Annotated in this window: 16 protein-coding genes; 11 read left to right on the top strand and 5 right to left on the bottom strand. The window is 55.1% G+C overall.

The genetic code is table 11. The features are described 5' to 3' along the window. Positions 1-3: 3 nt before the first annotated feature. Positions 4-1,032, bottom strand: coding sequence for a response regulator (locus KEHDKFFH_RS01580; RefSeq protein ID WP_104320475.1), 1,029 nt, complete (start codon positions 1,030-1,032; stop codon positions 4-6). Between the two features lie 616 nt (positions 1,033-1,648). Here KEHDKFFH_RS01580 and KEHDKFFH_RS01585 point away from each other — a divergent pair. From KEHDKFFH_RS01585 to KEHDKFFH_RS01600, 4 genes are all read left to right on the top strand, one after another. Continuing rightward, a complete protein-coding gene (locus tag KEHDKFFH_RS01585; protein ID WP_104320293.1) occupies positions 1,649-2,521 on the top strand; it encodes a hypothetical protein in 873 nt (290 codons plus the stop codon). A gap of 49 nt (positions 2,522-2,570) precedes the next feature. Continuing rightward, entirely contained in the window at positions 2,571-4,016 is a 1,446-nt protein-coding gene (sbcB, locus tag KEHDKFFH_RS01590) for an exodeoxyribonuclease I (protein WP_104320294.1), read from the top strand. A gap of 97 nt (positions 4,017-4,113) precedes the next feature. After that, positions 4,114-4,437, top strand: a complete 324-nt coding sequence (locus tag KEHDKFFH_RS01595) for a nucleotidyltransferase family protein (RefSeq protein WP_104320295.1) — start codon at positions 4,114-4,116, stop codon at positions 4,435-4,437. Continuing rightward, positions 4,427-4,768: a HepT-like ribonuclease domain-containing protein gene (locus KEHDKFFH_RS01600; protein WP_104320296.1), complete on the top strand. Its 342-nt coding sequence runs from the start codon at positions 4,427-4,429 to the stop codon at positions 4,766-4,768. Before KEHDKFFH_RS01595 ends, KEHDKFFH_RS01600 begins: the two co-directional genes overlap by 11 nt. A gap of 220 nt (positions 4,769-4,988) precedes the next feature. Here the strand turns inward: KEHDKFFH_RS01600 and KEHDKFFH_RS01605 are convergent, their stop codons facing one another. Both KEHDKFFH_RS01605 and KEHDKFFH_RS01610 read right to left on the bottom strand, forming a co-directional pair. Continuing rightward, a complete protein-coding gene (locus KEHDKFFH_RS01605; protein WP_104320297.1) occupies positions 4,989-6,989 on the bottom strand; it encodes a tetratricopeptide repeat protein in 2,001 nt (666 codons plus the stop codon). 95 nt (positions 6,990-7,084) lie between these two features. Then, positions 7,085-8,623: a flagellin N-terminal helical domain-containing protein gene (locus KEHDKFFH_RS01610; RefSeq protein WP_104320298.1), complete on the bottom strand. Its 1,539-nt coding sequence runs from the start codon at positions 8,621-8,623 to the stop codon at positions 7,085-7,087. Positions 8,624-9,013: 390 nt separating this feature from the next. Between KEHDKFFH_RS01610 and KEHDKFFH_RS01615 the strand changes: the two genes are divergently transcribed. From KEHDKFFH_RS01615 to KEHDKFFH_RS01635, 5 genes are all read left to right on the top strand, one after another. Next, on the top strand, positions 9,014-10,447 hold the full coding sequence (locus KEHDKFFH_RS01615) for a flagellin N-terminal helical domain-containing protein (RefSeq protein WP_104320299.1): 1,434 nt from the start codon (positions 9,014-9,016) through the stop codon (positions 10,445-10,447). Positions 10,448-10,515: 68 nt separating this feature from the next. Continuing rightward, positions 10,516-10,950, top strand: a complete 435-nt coding sequence (locus KEHDKFFH_RS01620; protein WP_104320300.1) for a flagellar protein FlaG — start codon at positions 10,516-10,518, stop codon at positions 10,948-10,950. A gap of 201 nt (positions 10,951-11,151) precedes the next feature. Further along, positions 11,152-13,134: a flagellar filament capping protein FliD gene (fliD, locus tag KEHDKFFH_RS01625; protein ID WP_104320301.1), complete on the top strand. Its 1,983-nt coding sequence runs from the start codon at positions 11,152-11,154 to the stop codon at positions 13,132-13,134. Positions 13,135-13,170: 36 nt separating this feature from the next. After that, positions 13,171-13,569: a flagellar export chaperone FliS gene (gene fliS, locus KEHDKFFH_RS01630; RefSeq protein WP_104320302.1), complete on the top strand. Its 399-nt coding sequence runs from the start codon at positions 13,171-13,173 to the stop codon at positions 13,567-13,569. Positions 13,570-13,707: 138 nt separating this feature from the next. Next, positions 13,708-14,919: an argininosuccinate synthase gene (locus KEHDKFFH_RS01635; RefSeq protein ID WP_104320303.1), complete on the top strand. Its 1,212-nt coding sequence runs from the start codon at positions 13,708-13,710 to the stop codon at positions 14,917-14,919. Here the strand turns inward: KEHDKFFH_RS01635 and KEHDKFFH_RS01640 are convergent. After that, positions 14,916-15,941: an AraC family transcriptional regulator gene (locus tag KEHDKFFH_RS01640; protein ID WP_104320304.1), complete on the bottom strand. Its 1,026-nt coding sequence runs from the start codon at positions 15,939-15,941 to the stop codon at positions 14,916-14,918. The genes KEHDKFFH_RS01635 and KEHDKFFH_RS01640 overlap by 4 nt on opposite strands. A gap of 484 nt (positions 15,942-16,425) precedes the next feature. Beyond that, positions 16,426-17,397, bottom strand: coding sequence for a response regulator (locus KEHDKFFH_RS01645; RefSeq protein ID WP_104320305.1), 972 nt, complete (start codon positions 17,395-17,397; stop codon positions 16,426-16,428). A 111-nt stretch (positions 17,398-17,508) separates the two neighbouring features. Between KEHDKFFH_RS01645 and KEHDKFFH_RS01650 the strand changes: the two genes are divergently transcribed. Both KEHDKFFH_RS01650 and KEHDKFFH_RS01655 read left to right on the top strand, forming a co-directional pair. Next, a complete protein-coding gene (locus tag KEHDKFFH_RS01650; protein ID WP_008171349.1) occupies positions 17,509-17,991 on the top strand; it encodes a YajQ family cyclic di-GMP-binding protein in 483 nt (160 codons plus the stop codon). Positions 17,992-18,069: 78 nt separating this feature from the next. After that, positions 18,070-19,413: an AmpG family muropeptide MFS transporter gene (locus KEHDKFFH_RS01655; protein ID WP_192875725.1), complete on the top strand. Its 1,344-nt coding sequence runs from the start codon at positions 18,070-18,072 to the stop codon at positions 19,411-19,413. The last annotated feature ends 52 nt before the right edge of the window (positions 19,414-19,465 follow it).

Genomic DNA, 19,465 nt, shown 5'->3' on the forward strand with positions numbered 1-19,465 from the left:
GAGTCAGTCCACCAGATATTGCAGGCGATCTTCGAGAAAAGGCACTGAATCCTCGGTGAGGAGGATCAGCATGTCGCATTCGATGTCGCGGTCTTCCAGGGTGTAGCAGATTTCGATGCACAGCAGCTGTTCTTCCCTGGCGCTGTGGTGTTCCAGCAGTTCGTAGATTTGCCGGTGTTGGCCGAGCACGGTGGGGTGGCCCAGGCCAAGCTTCAGGTCCAGCTGGTCGCCGATGCCTTTGAGGAAGGCGCCGAAGAGAATGCTGGACATATCCATCAGCACTTCCACATTCACCGCTTCACCCTCAAGGGTGTCGTAGTGAAGCATCTCTGCCATTTCCCGGAAGCTGGCGTCTGCGAATAGCAGCAGTGCTTCCCCGGCAATACCGGCTCCCGTGAACCCCTGGCACACGGCGGAATAGGTGTTGCTGTCGCTGACGGAGGAAATGGCCATATGCAGTTCGGAGTTGGCCAGGAAGGCGACCTTGGGAATCGGCTGCTTTACGAACACGCGCAACAGGCGGGCCAGCAGATCCGAGGACCGGCCCATGGCGACGTTGGAGATTTCCTGCAGGTAGTCGTTCAGGGAAACGGAGATTTCAGGGGTAGGGCTGCCTGCGCTTTTAAGACTGGTGTCCTGCAGTGCCGTGTCTTCGAGTTCTCCGGGGCGATACACCCCGTATTCCACCAGCAGGTCGAGCACAATGCAGGTTTCGGTGGGTTTCTTGATAAAGTCGAGGGCGCCCAGCTTTTTTACCCGCTCCCGGGCTTCTGGCTGGATATCGCCGGAAACCACGATGGTCATGACCGGCAGATCTTCCTTGCGAACCTGCTCCAGAACCTGATAGCCGTCCATCTCCGGCATGTTCAGATCCAGGAACATCAGCTCGGCCTCGTGCCGGCGCAATTTCTCCAGTGCTTCCACACCGTCTTTCGCGAAGCTGACATCCCCACGCAATCCTTCTGGCAGGGCCCGGGCCATTTGCTTTCTGGCAAGGGCAGAGTCGTCGCAGATCAGTATGCGGGTGGTCATTGATGGGGCCAGGGGGTTGATCATAAGGTGCGAAAGTATACCAGCAGTCTTTGTTGTGTACACGTTTGCTACAGCACTCGTAACAATGAGTAAGAAGCTGTAAGTATATTAAGCCAAAGGTTTTGTGACTGTATTCAAAGTTGGTTGAGTATTACTGAATTGTAAACGGCGATTGTGACTCTGCTCACTCTATTGGCCGTTCTGCCTTGGTTATAGTGTGTTTGCGGCAAATAAAAAATAATGCAAAACCCTGCCGCCTGTGAGTACCGGAAAATCAAAAATAAACCGGGCTGCAGTGGAGTCGGGCGTCGGAAACTGGCTCAAGGGAGCCTCTGACTAACTCCGGATCACCTCTGGCCTACAGAGCGGTTCACAATCAAGGCGCGACTTTGCAGGAAGGCTGGGTGCCTTTCAAAAAGTCGCAACGCGGAGTGTGAATCGCTCTGCAGGCCCCGGAGGGCGAGTTCTGAGGGCTTCATCTGCTACGTTGCAGCTCTTGCCAAGGGCTACGGCCATTGGCTGCGAACTGCGCCTTGCACCTGAAGCCCTCAGAGCTCGCAGAGGTAATTCGGAGTTAGTCAGAGGCTCCCTCAACACTACTTCAGAGACACAAAATATGAGACAGCGAGCGTATGGATACGCTGCCGTCACCCTGTTCTGCCTGGGTATTGCGCCCGTTGCCCAGGCCGAGCTGAAGCCCATTTCTGAGGAAACAATGGGTGAGGTGACCGGGCAGGCTTTTATGCAGATTGAGAACATACCGGGGGATACCCACGCCTTCACGCGTATGACGCTGACCATGGACGTGGAAACCCGGATGAACGTGGATGACGTGCAGGCCGGCGAGATTGATGGCGGTGTGGACTTCGCTGCACAGCATGTTGCGCTGGGCCATATTGCCCGCAACGACGGTGAGCAGTTCAACGGCCGTACCTACAGTGCCGGCGATACCGTTCATTTCGAGGCGTTCAAACCTTATATCGAGCTGGCGGAAGACCCTGCAGAGGGTAAGCTTTCTGGCTTTCGTATGGGGTTCGGGCAGGCGAGAGGTTCAATTTCCTCGCTGACCAGCAGTTTCAGTGGCGATATCGGACTGAAGCTGGTGAGTGATGGCCAGGAATACGACGCTACGCTTTTTGATGAGAACACCCAGGCCACCAATTACCGGGCCAGCCATATCGGCATTGACGATGGAACGGCAGACTGTGCCTCAGGCACTAACTGCGCACCTCTGACGCACCTTCAGTCGCTGTATGTTGGCGAAGAGGGCGCTGATGGTGTTACCGATTTCACCAGCGATTTCTTCATTGGTTTCCAGCGCGAAGGGGTGGACTGGCAGAGCCCGGACGGTGCCAATGTAATCAACGCTGGCAAAGGGGTGTTTATCAATCTGCCCACGAGTATGAAAGTGGATATGAGCCAATTGATTACCCAAGGCGTCGATCGGCTGCAGACCCATCGGGACGATATGGGTACCCAATTGTTTTAAATGCTAAACTCCTGCCAGTGTTTAACCCATTCGGCAGGAGCTTAGTCCCTTGATCCGTTCGTTTTACTGGCACGATTACGAAACCTTCGGGGTAGACCCGGTTCACGACAGGCCTTCCCAGTTTGCCGGCGTGCGAACGGATGCGGATCTTAATGTCATTGAAGAACCGCTGGTAATCTACTGCAAGCCTGCCGATGACTACTTACCAGCGCCAGAGGCCTGCCTGATCACCGGCATTACTCCTCAAAATGTCCTGGAAGACGGTTTTCCGGAGGCCGAGTTTATCGCCCAGATCAACGAAGCTTTCAGCCAGCCAGGTACCTGTGTGGTTGGCTACAACAGTCTGCGCTTCGACGACGAGGTTACCCGCCACACCCTTTACCGCAACCTGCGTGATCCCTACGCCCGTGAATGGCAGAACGGCAATTCCCGCTGGGACATCATTGATATGGTGCGCCTGACCTACGCCCTGCGCCCGGAGGGCATTAACTGGCCCCGCAAGGAAGATGGCAGCCCCAGCTTCAAACTGGAGGAACTGACCGTTGCCAACGGCATTGCCCACGAAGCCGCCCACGATGCCATGTCGGATGTTGAGGCGACTATTGCAGTGGCCAAGCTGATCAAGGAGAAACAGCCAAAGCTCTTTGATTTTGTTTTGCAGAACAAGGATAAACACTCTGCCCGCGCCATGCTGGACACCGCCACCATGAAGCCGGTGTTCCACATATCCGCCAAGTACCCGGCCAGCCGGGGTTGCTGTGCCCTGGTCGCACCCGTAGCCGAGCATCCCACCAACAAGAACCTGGTGATCGTATACGACCTGCGTGAAGACCCCAGCGAGTTGATAAACGCCAGCCCTGAGCAGATTCGTGAGCGGGTGTTTACTTCCCAGGCGGAATTGGGGGAGGGCGTAAGCCGCTTTCCACTGAAAGGGGTGCAACTGAACAAGTGCCCGGTGCTGGCGCCGGCGAACATGCTCTCCACTCTTTCACAGGAACGCCTGGAAGAACTGGCCTTGGATGGTGATACTTTGCGGGCCAACCTGGCCATCTTGCGCAAGGCCCCGGATCTACCAGCCAGGATTGCCGAGGCCTTCGACCAGCCCCACGAAAGCGACCTCACGGACCCGGACGAACAGCTCTATGCTGGCGGCTTTATCAGCAAAACTGACCGCGAGAAGCTGAACTGGGTGCTTGAGCAGCCGGTGGAAACTCTCGGCGAGCTGGAGGTGACCTTCGAAGATGATCGCCTGCATGAACTGTTGTTTCGCTATCGGGCCCGGAACTATCCGGGCAGCCTGATGGGTGAGGAGCTGGAGCGCTGGGAAGAGTTTCGCAGCCAGAGGTTGATGCACCCGAAGAAGGGATGGCGGTCTTTGGAGGCGTATGCCCAGGAGCTACAGCGCCTGGCGGCGGACCCGGAACTGACGCCGGAGAGGCGGCATATTCTTGAGGATTTGCATTTGTATGGGGAGTCTTTGATTCCTTATATCTGAGGATAAGGATGTTGGCCGTTCCGGCCGCCGCTTTCTTTATTGTTTGGGGGGCAAGGTTTAAACTCCAAACACATACCTGCAAGTGATTGAGTAAAGTATGGCTGCAGCTAATGCACTGGAAATGCTGAAAGAAAAACAGGACGAGATTCGGCGGCTTTGTGAAAAGCACCGGGTAATGTCGTTTGGTGTTTTTGGTTCAGCCGCCACAGGGCATTTCAATGAGAACAGTGATCTGGATTTTCTTGTGGATTTTGATCCGGCTTTACCCGCCACCCAAAAAGCTGAGGCGTTTTTCGGGCTAAAAGAAGATCTTGAAGTGATGTTTTCTCGCTCCGTGGATCTGGTCACTGTGTCCTCCTTGACCAACCCTTATTTCAGAGCCTCGGTTCTTGAAGAGCGGCATTCCTTGTATGCAGCGTGAGGCTCTCAAGTACCTTTACGATATTCTTGAAGCTGCTGAGAAGGTTCAGCGTTTTGTTGCTGGTAGCAGTGAAGACGATTATCTGAGTGATGAGTTGTTGCAGTCTGCTGTTGAGCGCCAGTTCGAAATCATCGGAGAGGCAATGGGTAAGTTACACAAGATTGCTCCGGACGAGGCTGAGCGGTTTGTCGATTATAAAAAGATGATCGCATTTCGGAACGTGCTTATTCACGGCTATGCGACTATCGATCCGGTGATTGTTTGGGGTGTGGTGGAAAGCAATCTGAATGACGTTTTGAATCAGGCGCGGGAAGCTCTGAGCGCTGATTAATCATCGACAATTGATATTGGACGAATGCCTCGAAAATGAGGGCAGACGAAAATTGCATCGGCCCCCGGGTTCACGCCTTTTGCTTTGGAATAAGGCGCTTTCTTGTCGGATTACGGCTTCGCCTAATCCGACCTACATGGCTTCCGAGTACGCGCAGATTCCACCCCGTAGGTCGGATTAGGCGAAAGCCGTAATCCGACACCCCAGGCCCGGAGCTAACTCACCGCCGCTTCACGAAATAAACACTCAAATTCTGCCCCATCAGACTCTGCACCTCACTGCCCAGTGCCTCCGCCTGAATCTGCTTCTGAACCGGCCCGGTTGCCAGGCTGTGGCCATCCACATCCCGGGCTTTCACGAGCTTCCATTCCACCTCATTACTCGCCATGGCCATCAACTCTTTCAGCTGGGCTGTGTCCTGCGGCCTGAACCATCTGTCCCTGCAGCCGCCGAGGCTGTAGAAATCGGCATCAGCGGTCAGGTCCTGCCAGGCGGCATCGTTTCTATTGGCCAGGACCATCCGGCGGAGCTGGCGCAGTGTCTGGCGGGTGGGTTGGAGTTGGTGCTCACTGACCAATTTGCGAATCTGTTTGTCACCGGACGTTTGCTCGGCAATGACGGTGTGCATGTGCACCACAGCGCCCGAGCCGGTGGCCTGGTTAACCAGGGCCGCGAGAGACAGGGTGGCCATGGCCGGTGAGGGCAGGCGACCGACTTCGATCCAGTGCACCTGGTGGCCATCTGCGACAAAACGCTGGGCAATGGACCAGGGCCAGAACACGATGTTATCCATGCCCATCTCGTTCGCCATGCGAGTGGCTTTGGCGATGTTGGCCAGGGATTCATCCACAGCGATCACTTCCACATCGTCCAGATAGCTGGCCAGCTCCATCGCCCGCTGGCCGGACTGCGCACCGCACACCATGAGGCGAAGGGTGGCCGGGAGATAGTCGGTTTCCAGCCCTAGTTCGGTGGCCATCAATGTTTTAAGGCTGCTTTCGGTGCGGTAGGCCAACCGAGACCAGGACGGCCATGCCTGGGGAACATCGGTCTTATCCAGGCAGAGCTCCTCGGCTTTTTCATCGAAATTCTGTTTGATCGCCTCTTCCTTGGCGCGATCGTAGTAGCTGGCGGCCAGAACGGGCTGCAATGACAAAGGCCAGTCAACCAGGTTCCATTGGCCAAGTTGCACCGCGAACTGCTGATGGAAGAGGGCGCCATACATCGCGCTGATCATCAGCGAACCGATGAGGCCATCCTGTTCCTCGCCAAGGGCAAACTGGGCCTGGATGCTGTCGTTGATGGCAGAAACCAGTCGTTCTTCATCGTCTTCAGCTGCCAGGCCATAGCCGGTTCTGTCGGCGTATTGAGCGATGGCCAGTGTCAGTCGCTGAAGTTCGTCCCGAAGTTCAACGGTTTGTGCGACTTCGGCAATGATTGCTCGACGCAGCAGGGTAACCAGCTCTTCCACCGCAGGATTGGGCATCAGGGTTTTCTGGAGGGCAAGGGTCAGCAGATCGTCTTCACTGGCGGCCTCAAGGGAAATCTGTGCTTCCGGGTTATCCAGGCCATACTGGTGATGAACAATGGCGCTGACAAACCGGCCCAATTCCTGATGTGGCAGACCATCCCGCTGGAGAAGGGCGATAGCATCCTGGGCCAGGGCGGAATCCGCCTTGTTTACTTCCAGGTGCTGGGCGCAGGTCAGCATGCCGCTGTATACGGAATCCCATTCGGCGCCGGTTTCCAGCAGCTTGCGGTAATGCAGATAGGCCACATCGAACTGCCCCTGCAATCGTTTTGCGTGGGCAACACCGCAGAAAGCGGCGGCAGATTGCCGCTCGCAGTCCAGGGCTTGCAGGAAATACTGCTCTGCAAGCGCCGGCCGCTCGGTTTTGAGAGCCCAGTAACCCAGGTTGCAGTACTGCTGCGCCTGGTCCGGCTGATGGTCCAGGCTGGCATTGAACAGGGTATGAGCCTTCTCAAGCTGCCCGTCGTCCATCTCCACACGGCCAAGCAGCCCCAGGCCACCGGCATTCTCCGGCTCCAGAGCCAGCGCCTCGTTCAGATAACCCCGGCATTCCTGACGGGCCTTTAGCCGCTGGATATGGCTGAGGCCATTGCTGTTGGACTCCCCGTAGGCAAGATTGGCCTGCAGAAGCAGACGGGCAACCTGGGCCTGTTGGGATTGGGATACCTGGACTTGATGCTTGGCTTGCATGGGACACCTCATAAAACCTGCCGCGGCAGTCACTGCGATCGAAACGTAGGTCGGATTAGCCAAAGGCGTAATCCGACATCACCCGGTCTGCCTCATTAACCCTGCAGCAACTGCAGAACCTGCTGTGGCCTTGCATTGGCCTGTGCAAGAACGGAGAGGCCAGCCTGCTGGAGGACCTGGGTTCTGGCCAGTTCGGCGGATTCTGCGGCGAAGTCCGCATCGCGGATTCGTGAACGCGCTGCCGAGAGGTTCTCGGAGGTGGTGCTGAGGTTTGCGATTGTGGATTCGAGTCGGTTTTGGGCGGCACCCAGATCGGCCCGAATCCCACTGATGGTTTCCAAAGCTGCATCAACAATGGCCAGCGCGTCGGTTGCACCTTCAACAGAGCTGATGTCAATGCTGGCCACATCCTCAGGGTTGGACCCAACGGATGTATTTGCTGCCACGCCTAGAATACTCCCGGTGTCAGCACCTCCGGGTGCTGTTGGTGCGGCACTGGACTGGACCGCGAAACTGACTGCTGAATCAAATGTGATTTCACCAGCTACACGTACGCTGTCAGTCGGAGCGGTGGGGCCGCTAGTGAGTTCCGTGGCTGAGGGGTCTGCGCTGCCTTGGACAGCTAGTTGATCGCCATCCGCTGCAGTGAAGTTTTCGATTAAAACGTCTTTGCCGGTGGGATGTACAAGCGTAATACTGCCATCATCTTCAACTTCAGCAGTGATACCTGTGCGCCCAGAGGCAGAATTGATTTCCTTGGCTAGAGGCGAGAGATCGTTTGCATCGGAAATCTGCGCAGAGATGGTTGCAGAGCTCTCGCCGTTGGAAACGGTCAGTGTGATCGTTTGGGGCGCAGTTATCGGTGTTGTAGCCGTATTACTGACACTGACTTCTGTGCGGCCGTTTGCCCCAACACCGGTCGTTGCGGCTGAATTATTGATGGCAGCTGCGATTTCTTCTGCGGTATCTCCTGCATCTACAGAAACAGTCTGTGTATCAAGTGAGCTTGAAATGGTTAGCGTCTGGCTGCCAATTGTGTTTTCTGTGGCGACTACATCTGTTGCTGTTGTCGACGAGCCAGTTCCCGAATTAAGGGTAGGATTGGCGGCATCCAGTGTATTGTTCGCCAGATCTTTGGTGCGTGCACCTTCAATCGAGACCGCTATGGTTTGGTTTTCGTTAGCCCCCGCCTGGAATTTTTGTGCCTGGAAGGTGCCATCTAGAAGTTTCAGACCGTTGAACTCAGTCGTCGTTGCGATTCGCTCCAGCTCTTCTTTGAGCTGGTTGACTTCCGACTGAAGGGCCTGGCGGTCGGAGGCAGAGTTCGTCGCGTTGGCTGATTGAACAGAGAGTTCGCGGATACGCTGGAGGATATTGCCTGATTCACCAAGTGCGCCTTCCGCAACTTGCGCCAAGGAGATCCCGTCATTGGCATTTCGAATTGCCTGATTGAGCCCTTTAATCTGCGATGTGAATCGCTCACTGATCGCGAGGCCAGCCGCATCGTCTTTTGCAGAGTTGATGCGCAGACCGGAAGACAGTCGTTGCAGCGTGGTGTCAGCGTCTCGCTGGGATGCATTCAGGTTCCGTTGAGCATTCAATGATGCAATGTTGGTGTTAATAATCTGAGGCATGTCGATTCTCCCTGCTCAGAGATGCCGCCGCCCCAATAAACATCGTCATCGGTTTGCCGGCGGAATACATTTAATTGCCGTTTTCTCTGGAGTTAGCGAATCGCGTGCCAGTTCTTGTATTTATTTTCTAAAGTATTGTTTTTAAAGTAAGAGATGGCGGATGAGTGACGACGTGCTATGTGGCCAGTAACGAAAGCTTGGCGAGTCCGAAGGCAGTGCTTTGCCGGTTTTTCAGCCGATTTACAATGTTTAACAAAGAAAAAGTGATTTTTTCTAAAGGAACTTTGAGCAGGGCCGTTAAGCACATCAGCAGGGCGGCGCACCCAAAAAATGAAGACGGGCGCCAGACCTCTTCAAAGAGAAAACTTAACGGTTTTAAGGAGAAGCATTATGGCTCTCGGTATTAATACAAACATCGCGTCAATATCTGCTCAAAATAACCTGACGAAGTCACAGTCTATCTCCGATCAGGCGCTCGAGCGTTTGTCCTCTGGCTTGAGGATCAATTCAGCTAAGGATGACGCCGCTGGTTTGGCCATTTCTCAAAGATTTGAGGCACAAATCAAAGGGTTGAATCAAGCAGTTCGGAATGCGAATGATGGCATATCATTGGCGCAGACCGCAGAGGGTGCTCTTGGGGAAGCAGGCACGATTTTGCAGCGCGTGAGGGAGTTGGCCGTTCAGTCTGCTAACGAAACTAACTCATCTTCCGATCGCCGAGCACTTCAGGATGAAGTGAACCAGCTTGTTTCTGAGCTTGATAGGATTGCTTCAACGACTGAGTTTAACGGAAGCAAATTGTTAGATGGGACGTTCGGCACCGCTCAATTTCAGGTAGGTGCGAACGCGAACCAGACAATTCAGGCCACGACTGCGAACTTCAGCACCGATCAGTACGGACTGCAGCGTGTATCGGGCGCCGCTTCATCAGGTGCTGCAGCGGTAAGATTTGAAGGCTCGAACTTAACCATCAACGGCTCAGACACTGAAACCGTTGCGGTCGCCACTACTGACTCCGCAAAGAGTGTCGCTGAGAAGGTAAACAATGTTTCGGATAGTACCGGCGTCTCTGCAACAGCTAGCACGGAGTTGGATATCACATTTGGTGCTACTGGTGCTTATACCCTAAACGTAACTGGTACGAATGCTAATCCGATTGCAGTCTCGTTTTCTATCAGCGATACAGGGACGGCAGATGGCCTCAGTGCCGCAGTATCTGCATTTAATGAGCAATCGTCACAAACAGGAATTACCGCTCAGGTAAATGATGCTGGAAACGGCATTACTCTGACGCAGAGCGAGGGTGAGAATATTTCCTTGTCTGATACCACCACTGCCAACGCAGGTGCGGTGACGGTAGGTGGAACAAGCCTGGCGGCGGACACAACTGCAGACACGGCAGTGATTACAGGTGAATTGACGTTTGATTCGGATAAGTCGTTCAGTATTACAGATGATGGAACGACTGGTACAACGGTAGTTACCGCTGCGAACTCTGTATCGCAGCTGCAATCTGTTTCAGAACTCGATATCTCTGATGTGGACGGTGCCAACACGGCGATATCAATTGTAGATTCAGCGCTGAGTGCAGTTAACTCACAGCGAGCCAAGTTTGGTGCCCTTCAGTCTCGTTTTGAAAGTACGATTTCAAACCTGCAAACTACATCTGAAAACCTCTCTGCCGCCCAGAGCCGTATCCTGGACGCAGACTTCGCTTCAGAAACCGCTAAGCTCTCCAAGGCCCAGGTTCTGCAGCAGGCTGGTATCTCTGTTCTGGCACAGGCGAACGCCCGTCCGCAGCAGGTTCTGTCCCTCCTGCAGTAAGGGGCTAACGGTAACAGCCGGAGCCTTCGGGTTCCGGCTTTACGCCGTAAAGGATAGCGAGGTGAGCTATGAATGACGTTAACCTGAACAGCCCGGGTCTGAAGCTGGTTCGCACCAGTGAGCAAGCTCCGGGTCGGGCATTTTCGTCATCTCAGGCCGAAGGCAGGAATGCCTCCGACCTTGCTGTTTCGTCGTCCGCTGCAAGCCGTGCTCAGAACTCTCAGATTGCTTCAGAAGTATCCAAGGCTGAAAAGCTGCAGTTACGGAACGAAGCGCAAAGAGAAGAGCTGGATGAGGCGGTCAGTCAGCTGAACGATTTTGTTCAGAATGTGCAGCGGGATCTGCAGTTTGAAGTGGATAATGATCTGGGGCAGACCATTGTGAAGGTGGTTGATCAGCAGACCCAGAAAGTGATTCGCCAGATTCCGGACGAAGTGGCATTGAGGTTGGCAGAGAACTTGCAACAGGATGAACCGCTGACGTTGTTTAACATCAAAGTGTAAAGCGTTGCCGCTTTTGCGTTGATGGAACAATGGCTTTTCAGCACCGCCGCACCCGAGAGGGCCCGGCGGTGCTCTGCTTTATGGGTTATGCTAGCATTTTACAAGTTGTTACAAATTGGCGGATGAAAAGGGCAAAGTTTTGCCGCTTTCTGCCGATACACGGATTATTAAACAGGTTCGCTCCCTCGAGGAGACACGGTTATGGCAGGAATTTCTTCATTAGGCATTGGGTCCGGGGTCCTTAATTCAGACCTGGTGGATCAGTTGGTTTCGGCAGAACGTCGGCCGACGGAACAGCGCCTCAATTTCAATCAGCAGCGCACTGAGGCGTTGATTTCTGCCTATGGAACGCTCAAGAGTGCGATCACCGATCTCCGCTTGCCGATGCGACAGCTCAGTTCCCCGGATAACCTCAAGGCGTTTTCGGGCACTTCTTCCAATGATGGTGTAAGCGTTAGCGTTGATTCAGCGAAGGCCAGCCAGGGTACCTACACGGTCACTGTTGATAGCCTTGCCCAGGCTCAGTCCCTTGCCTCCGCCAGCTTCGGCGATCGTGACTCGACGGCTGTCGGTAGTGGGTCGTTGACGATCTCTGTTGGCGGAAAAACCACTACCCTGGATATCGACAGCTCCAACAACACGCTGCAAGGAATCGCGCAAGCTATCAATGACGCAGATACCGGTGCCAGCGCCGGCATTATAGATACAGGTAACGGGTACAGGCTGGTTCTGTCATCTGATAAGACCGGGGCAGATAACGCCATATCGATAGCCGTCAATGATTCCGATGGTAACAGCACGGATACCGCCGGTCTGTCGCAGTTCGCTTTCGATGGCGTTACCAACAATCTGACCGAAACGGTTGAAGCGAAGGATGCAGTCGTTCAGGTAAACGGTATTTCTATCAGTCGGCCGACGAACAATATTGAGAATCTCATCGATGGTGTTTCGCTCGAAGTTTCTGAGGCGGGCGTTACCTCGACAGTCAAGGTGAGTCAGGATCTCGGAAAGGTTGCAGATCGGGTTGGCGCGTTTGTAGAAAAATTTAACGCACTTCAGCAGACGATCAAGGGGCTTTCCGGATTCAATGCGGAAACCGGCCAGGGAGGAATTCTCTCGGGCGACTCGGCCATCCGAGGCATACAGAATCAGATGCGCCAGATTATGGGGCGTGTTGTGCCGGGGTTGGAGAACGCCTCTGTAAGAACGCTGGCGGATGTTGGCATTACCACGAATTATGAAACAGGTGGGCTTGATTTTGATCGCACCAAATTCACCGAAAAGTTACAGGCTAACCCGGACGATGTAACTGCCCTCTTTGCTGAGCAGGGTCGAGCCTCTGATGAGCAGATCGAGTTTATTCGCAGTGGCGTTAATACCTCGCCCGGCAACTATTCCGTAAATATCTCTCAACTGGCTACCCAGGGGTCGTTATCTGGCGCTAGTGTCGGCGCTGGTGATGTGACGATTGATGTCGACAATGATGAGCTATCCTTCCTGGTAGATGGTGAGACTTCGGTGTCCATCCAACTGACGGCTGGCACGTATACCCGGGAGGCTCTGGCCGCAGAAATTCAGACGCAGCTGAATGACAGTTCGGCACTTGCAGCTACCGGGCGGTCGGTTACAGCTGAATTTGACGCAACTTCCGGAGCCATCAAGTTCACCTCTGAAGCTTACGGGAGTGAGTCCAATGTTAACCTGACCTCCGTGGATACGAATTCCGCCGCTACTCTGGGACTGGATGTTTCGACAGGTATTGCAGGTCAGGATGTTGCCGGAACTGTCAATGGACAGCGGGCAACCGGGGAAGGTCAGGTCTTGTTTGTGGAAGGTACTGGCGGTGCTGCCGGTATGCAGCTGCGGGTTACTGGTGGAACTGTTGGAAGCCGAGGGGATATTAACTTCATTCAGGGGGTTGGCGATCGTTCAGTCGATCTGATTTCCAGTATTGTTGGCTTGGATGGTTCCCTAGAAGCTAAGACAAACGGTCTTCAAAAAGATCTTGAGCGTATTTCGGAGGATCGGGCACGGCTTGATTTACGCATTGAGTCTTACCGCGAACGGCTTGTAGCCCAGTTTTCAGCTGCAGACTCACTGATCGCTCGATTGAATAGCACCCAGGACTACGTAAGCCAGCAGCTTGCCGCGCTTGCACCCCAAAACAACCGGAACAACAACTGATCGGCGTTGGCCGGTTAGCGAACGAAGAGGTCTGATATGAACGGTTTACAGGCATACCAGCGCGTAAACACCCAAACCAGCATCACCGATGCCGATCCCCACAAGCTGATCCAGCTTTTGTACAACGGTGCTCTTGAGCGCATCAACATGGCAAAGGCACGGATGCAGGCGAAGGATTACGAAGGCAAGGGCAAGCTGATCTCCAAGGCGATTGAGATTATCGGCGGCCTGCGCAGCTTCCTGGATTTTGAGAAGGGTGGTGATCTGGCAGTTCGACTGGAAGGTCTCTATGATTACATGGAGCGGACCCTTTTCGAGGCGAATGCGAAGAATGATGTTGCCAAGCTCGATGAGGTTGCTGATCTGCTCCGAGCCATCAAAGATGGCTGGGATGGCATCCGCGAAGAGGCCATGGGCCAGCAGCAGGCTGTTTGAAGCACCAAGCTGCTTGCTATGCTATCCCCGGTTGTTGGGCTGGGTAATACCCCGGCCCAATAGCCATTCCCCCCGCTCTCCCGTACAATACTGCCCTTATTTTCAACACATCCATTCTGTTCAGTCTGGAGCAAGGGCATGTCTGATATCAAAAAGGTGGTGCTGGCCTATTCCGGTGGCCTGGATACTTCCGTAATCGTTCGGTGGTTGCAGGATACCTATAACTGTGAGGTGGTGACGTTCACCGCCGACATCGGCCAGGGCGAGGAAGTTGAGCCGGCGCGGGCGAAAGCCGAGGCGTTGGGCGTTAAGGAAATCTACATCGAGGACCTGCGCGAGGAGTTTGTGCGCGATTACGTGTTCCCGATGTTCCGCGCGAACACCATCTATGAGGGTGAGTACCTGCTGGGTACCTCCATTGCTCGTCCTTTGATTGCCAAGCGTTTGATCGATATCGCCAATGAAACCGGCGCCGATGCCATTTCCCATGGCGCTACCGGCAAGGGTAACGACCAGGTTCGCTTCGAGCTCGGTGCCTACGCACTAAAGCCGGGTGTAAAGGTGATTGCGCCCTGGCGTGAGTGGGATCTGAATTCCCGCGAGAAGCTGCTTAAATATTGCGAAGAGCGCAACATCCCGGTGGAAATGAAGAAGGGCAAGAGCCCATACTCCATGGATGCCAACCTTCTGCACATCTCCTACGAGGGCATCAACCTGGAAGATCCCTGGGCGGAAGCCGAGGAAGATATGTGGCGCTGGAGTGTGTCTCCGGAAGCCGCGCCGAATGAGCCGACCTACGTTGAGCTGACCTACAAGAAGGGCGACATTGTTGCCATCGATGGTCAGGACATGAAGCCTCACGTGGTTCTGGAAACCCTGAACAAGCTGGCGGGTGCCAACGGTATCGGTCGTCTGGATATCGTCGAGAACCGCTATGTGGGCATGAAGTCCCGCGGCTGTTACGAAACCCCGGGCGGCACCATCATGCTGCGTGCCCACCGTGCCATCGAGTCCATCACCCTGGACCGCGAAGTGGCGCACCTGAAAGACAGCATCATGCCGCGCTACGCCGAAGTGATCTACAACGGTTACTGGTGGTCGCCAGAGCGTGAGGCGCTGCAGGCGTTGATCGATCAGACCCAGCACTATGTAAACGGCACCGTTCGTCTGAAGCTCTACAAGGGTAATGTGGATGTGGTTGGCCGTAAGTCTGAGGATTCTCTGTTCGACGAGAAGATTGCCACCTTCGAGGAAGATCAGGGTGCGTACGATCAGAAGGATGCGGAAGGCTTTATCAAGCTGAATGCCCTGCGTCTGCGGATTGCTGCTGGCAAAGGCCGCAAGCTTTAAGTCTGCTCTACGGACGCCCGGAACTCTCCGGGCGTCTTCCCCGTGACCGCTTTGAACTTCCGGTGAAACGACGTGGTTTCACTGTATCCCAGCCTTAATGCGATATCCGGAATGGCCAACTCGCTGTTGCGAAGATAGTCCTCGGCCATTTTTTGCCGCACTTCATCTAAAAGTTTTTGATAAGACACACCTTCCTGGCCAAGTTTTCGCTGCAGAGTCCGGCTGGTCATGCCCAGGTCTTCGGCCACCATGTCTTGTCTGGTAATACCGTGCATCAGTTGTTGCTGGATGCTGTGGCGGACTTTCGAAGTCAGGTCGCTGTCGGTATCCAGGGAGGCGAGCTGGCTCAGGGCATGGGCTTCCAGGGTTTTACGGAGCAGGGGATCCGGTTGACGCAGGCGGGTTTCCAGCAGGGTTTTCTTGAGGGTGATGCTGTCTTCCTCGGCCGAGAAAGTGACCGGGCAGTGCCAGCGCTCCTGGTAGGCCTTTTCAAATTCTGAACCTGGCGAGGATCGGCGGAGTTTTACCGAGCTGGGGGAGGCTTCCTGATTATCCGCAAGCCAGCGGGCGTAGTTCACCCAGGAGGCAAACACGTTATCCACCAGTTGCGGCCGGACGATGGGATCGGTGTAGTTGCAGTTCCAGGTCAGTTTGATGTCTTCGCCTTTCATGGCGAGGCTGGTGGTGCCCATGTCTCCGACGAGTTTTTCGAACGGCGCAATGCGTGCCACGGCTTCTCCCAGGGTGGCGCAGCTCATGGTGATGTAGCCAAGTACGCTGTAGGAGCCAGGCTGAACAAAATCGCCGGTTTCCAGGCCCAGAATGGGGTTGGCGGTTTGTTCGCACAATAAATGAATAAAGTGCTGGAACTGCTCGCCGTTGATGCGGCCGTCGTCGGTATCGAGGATGTTCTGATCCAGTTCGGCCTGGTCGAAAAGGCGGTTGATGTCCACGCCGGCAGATTCGGCAGCACGAACGTATTGGCGCAGGGCAGCGACGGAGGCGGTTCCGAGGGTTTTCATGGTTACAGCACTGTTTTTGGAGTCGTTATCGTTGGAGTATAACGGAACTGGTGCGTAAACGTCTGGAGCAGAAAATAAAAAGGCCAGCTAAAAAGCTGGCCCAAAAAACAAGGAAAGAACGAAAGTGCCTGAAAAATTCGTTAATCCGGTGGATTCGATTCCCCATATGGCGGCGGAGGTACTACTCGGCTCCTCCGCCATGGGGGATACTGCTTAAATCCACAATTGCAGAATAAGTCTTCCGGGCTTTCCTGTCTGTTTGTGAAGTGTGTATCAGTGTTACGGAGTGTGTAGCCGAAATGGCGCTTGGTTGGAGGGGTAGTTGTCGGATTACGCTTTGCTAATCCGACCTACGGGTGGCGCTCAAATTCGGGCGGGGATGTTGGTGTCGGATTACGCTTCGCTAATCCGACCTACGGAATTCTGATGAACTGTGAGGGTGGGGGTAGGTCGGATTAGGCGAAGCCGTAATCCGACAAATCGATTATGCCGTTGCACTAACTTCTGGGGCAGTCTCGGTAAACCGCCGGGTATCGTAGGCATCCACCAGCCCCTGCACCGCAGCCCGTTCCATGTCCTGGATTGAGGGCGTGCCGTTCTGGGCGTCGGCTTTGCAGAGCACCATGCCGGCTTCCACGGAAATGTAGCCGGCCGTGGTTTTCAGGGCCTTGTGGTTGATACCGTCGAACACGCGGCGGAAGGCCGTGGTGGTGCAGTGGTCGCTATTGGGGAAGTAGGCAATGATGGCGAACTGGTTGTCGCCAACGCGGCACAGGGCATCAATAGGGCGTATCAGGGTGCTCAGCCGGCGGGCAATGCCGATGGCCAGTTCACTCATCACGGTGGGCGGGTGTTTGCGCTTGAGCTCCTGCCAGTTGCGAATGCCGCACAGTACATAGGCAGAACAGCCGCCTCGGGATTCAGCGTGGCGCAGCATCTTGGTCAGGCGCTCGCGGCCGTACTTCGTGTTGCAGAGGCCGGTTTCCAGATCGATGATGTTGGTGGATTCCAGTTCCCGGTTGTTCTCGATCAGCAGGGAGTTTGCCTTCAGCAGGGTGTTCTGGCGGTCGGCCATTCGGTCTGCGGCAAAGATGCGGGGAATCAGTTGCTTGGTCATGTCGGACTTGTAGATGAAGTCGTCCACGCCCCGGTCGAAGGCTTCCGAGAGGGCCTCAACGCTTTCGCGGGCAGTGAGCAGGATCACGTAGGTGTAATGATTGTTCTGCTCGTCCTGTTGTCGCACCTGGTCCGTCAGTTCCAGGCCATCCATCTCGGGCATCAGCCAGTCGGCAATCAGAACGCTTACCGGGCGCTGTTCGATCAACTGCAGGGCTTCCGGTGCGTTATTCACGATGCGTACGTCGCGATATCCGGCATTTCGCAGCGTGCGGCCAACCACCATACTGCTGAATTTCGCGTCGTCTACTACGAGGATGGGAAGGTCCAGATTTGGCATTGTTATCTACTTTTACCAGTCCGTTGTCAGGTGCGGGAGATGCCGGGGGTTGGTATCATCCCCAGCAAATTGAAGAAGTATACCTTCTTACCCTGTTGGAGAATAACGACCATGCCTTCTTTTGACATTGTTTCAGAAATTGATATGCACGAAGTCACCAATGCGGTTGACCAGGCCAAGCGCGAATTGGGCAATCGCTGGGACTTCAAGAACGTTGAAGCCGACATTGAACTGGACGACAAGGGCATTACCATCAGTGCCGAGCAGGAGTTCCAGCTCGAGCAGCTGCTGGATATGCTGCGGATGGCGTTTGCCAAGCGTAATATCGATGCCCGCGCGCTGGCCGAGGACGGCGACAGCAAGTCCGGCAAGCTGGTCAAACAGCACCTGCTACTGAAGCAGGGCATTGAAACCGATATGGCCAAGAAGATTGTGAAGATGATCAAGGACCAGAAGATGAAGGTCCAGGCCAGTATCCAGGGCGATAAGGTGCGGGTGACCGGCAAGAAACGGGATGATCTCCAGGAGGCCATCGCCATGCTGCGCGAAGCTGAGCTGGATATCCCGCTGCAGTTCAATAATTTCCGCGACTGATCCGGAGGCTTCACCATCTTAACCGGCACCCGCCTGACCCTGATCCGGGACACGCTCTACACCTACACCCGTTGGCAGGTGATCGCCCTGTTATTCCTGGGCTTTTCGGCGGGCCTGCCGTTCCTGCTGGTGTTTTCCACGCTAAATGCCCGTCTCGCGGATGTCGGAGTGGAAACCGCCACCATCGGCTTTTTCAGCTGGCTGGGTATTACCTATTCCATCAAGGTGTTCTGGGCACCGGTTGTGGACCGCCTGAAACTGCCGTTGCTCGACCGGCTGCTGGGCAAGCGGCGAAGCTGGATTATCTTCGCGCAGGCGGGTATCGCCACGGGGCTGTACCTGATGGCTCACGTGGATGCCACGGCAGCGCCGGAAATGATGGCCCTTTGTGGCCTGCTGGTAGCCTTTTCCTCCGCCACCCAGGACGTGGCAATTGATGCCTACCGCATCGAGATTGCCGAGGAACGGCTGCAGGCGGCGCTGGCTGCAACGTATATCTTCGGTTACCGTCTGGCGCTTCTGGTGGCCGGCGCCGGTGCTCTGTACCTGGCGGAATTCTGGTCCTGGCAGGTGTCCTATGAGGTGATGGCCGCCCTCGTGGGCGTTGGCGCGCTTACGGTTCTCATTGTTCGCGAACCCTCCGTGAACCACTTTGCTGCCGCCCAGGATATTGCCCACAAGATCGAGCAGGAGGCGGCCAAGCGCACTCATCTGAATCCGCGCCTGGCGAGACTGGTTGGCTGGTTCTATGCGGCTGTGGCCGGCCCGTTCCTGGATTTCTTTCGCCGGTACAAGGAATTGGCGTTGGTCATCCTGCTCATGGTCGCGGTTTACCGGATCTCGGACATCGCCATGGGCGTCATGGCCAATCCCTTCTACCTGGATTTCATGGGCTTCAGCAAAACCCAGGTGGCGGATGTCACCAAGATCTTTGGCTTCTTCATGACCATTGCCGGCTCGCTGGTCGGCGGTGTCATGGTGGTTCGCTACGGGGTTCGCCGGATTCTTCTGCTGGGGGCGATCATGACGGCCGCCACCAACCTGCTGTTCGTTGTTCTGGCCCAGTACCCGCCAAACATCATTACCCTGGCCGCCGTGGTGAGCGCCGATAACCTCAGTGGCGGCATTGCCAACGTGGCCCTGATTGCCTGGCTCTCCAGCATGACCAGTGCCTCGTTCACGGCAACGCAGTACGCCCTGTTCAGTTCCCTGATGACCCTTCCCGGCAAGTTTCTTGGCGGTTTCTCCGGCATTGTGGTAGCCGGATTTGGCTATGCGGAGTTCTTCCTGGTCTCGGCGGTGATGGGCATTCCGGCGGTTCTGTTGGCTATATTCATGATTCGAAATGGCCATCGATTGGATGCGCTAGCGCCGCGGAATGAATTAAAGCCTGATGCAGAATCAGGAAGTAGGTCGGATTAGCGAAGCGTAATCCGACAAAAGCTGTTGGATTACGCCTACGGCTAATCCAACC

The sequence above is a fragment of the Marinobacter maroccanus genome (genome assembly GCF_002933275.1).
GTDB classification, from domain to species: Bacteria; Pseudomonadota; Gammaproteobacteria; order Pseudomonadales; family Oleiphilaceae; genus Marinobacter; species Marinobacter maroccanus.

Excerpts from the sequence above, each read along its gene's own strand:
- KEHDKFFH_RS01580 (WP_104320475.1), bottom strand. The coding sequence starts at position 1,032 with ATGACCACCCGCATACTGATCTGCGACGACTCTGCCCTTGCCAGAAAG.
- KEHDKFFH_RS01585 (WP_104320293.1), top strand. The coding sequence starts at position 1,649 with ATGAGACAGCGAGCGTATGGATACGCTGCCGTCACCCTGTTCTGCCTG.
- KEHDKFFH_RS01595 (WP_104320295.1), top strand. The coding sequence starts at position 4,114 with ATGGCTGCAGCTAATGCACTGGAAATGCTGAAAGAAAAACAGGACGAG.
- KEHDKFFH_RS01600 (WP_104320296.1), top strand. The coding sequence starts at position 4,427 with ATGCAGCGTGAGGCTCTCAAGTACCTTTACGATATTCTTGAAGCTGCT.
- KEHDKFFH_RS01605 (WP_104320297.1), bottom strand. The coding sequence starts at position 6,989 with ATGCAAGCCAAGCATCAAGTCCAGGTATCCCAATCCCAACAGGCCCAG.
- KEHDKFFH_RS01610 (WP_104320298.1), bottom strand. The coding sequence starts at position 8,623 with ATGCCTCAGATTATTAACACCAACATTGCATCATTGAATGCTCAACGG.
- KEHDKFFH_RS01615 (WP_104320299.1), top strand. The coding sequence starts at position 9,014 with ATGGCTCTCGGTATTAATACAAACATCGCGTCAATATCTGCTCAAAAT.
- KEHDKFFH_RS01620 (WP_104320300.1), top strand. The coding sequence starts at position 10,516 with ATGAATGACGTTAACCTGAACAGCCCGGGTCTGAAGCTGGTTCGCACC.
- fliD (WP_104320301.1), top strand. The coding sequence starts at position 11,152 with ATGGCAGGAATTTCTTCATTAGGCATTGGGTCCGGGGTCCTTAATTCA.
- fliS (WP_104320302.1), top strand. The coding sequence starts at position 13,171 with ATGAACGGTTTACAGGCATACCAGCGCGTAAACACCCAAACCAGCATC.
- KEHDKFFH_RS01635 (WP_104320303.1), top strand. The coding sequence starts at position 13,708 with ATGTCTGATATCAAAAAGGTGGTGCTGGCCTATTCCGGTGGCCTGGAT.
- KEHDKFFH_RS01640 (WP_104320304.1), bottom strand. The coding sequence starts at position 15,941 with ATGAAAACCCTCGGAACCGCCTCCGTCGCTGCCCTGCGCCAATACGTT.
- KEHDKFFH_RS01645 (WP_104320305.1), bottom strand. The coding sequence starts at position 17,397 with ATGCCAAATCTGGACCTTCCCATCCTCGTAGTAGACGACGCGAAATTC.
- KEHDKFFH_RS01650 (WP_008171349.1), top strand. The coding sequence starts at position 17,509 with ATGCCTTCTTTTGACATTGTTTCAGAAATTGATATGCACGAAGTCACC.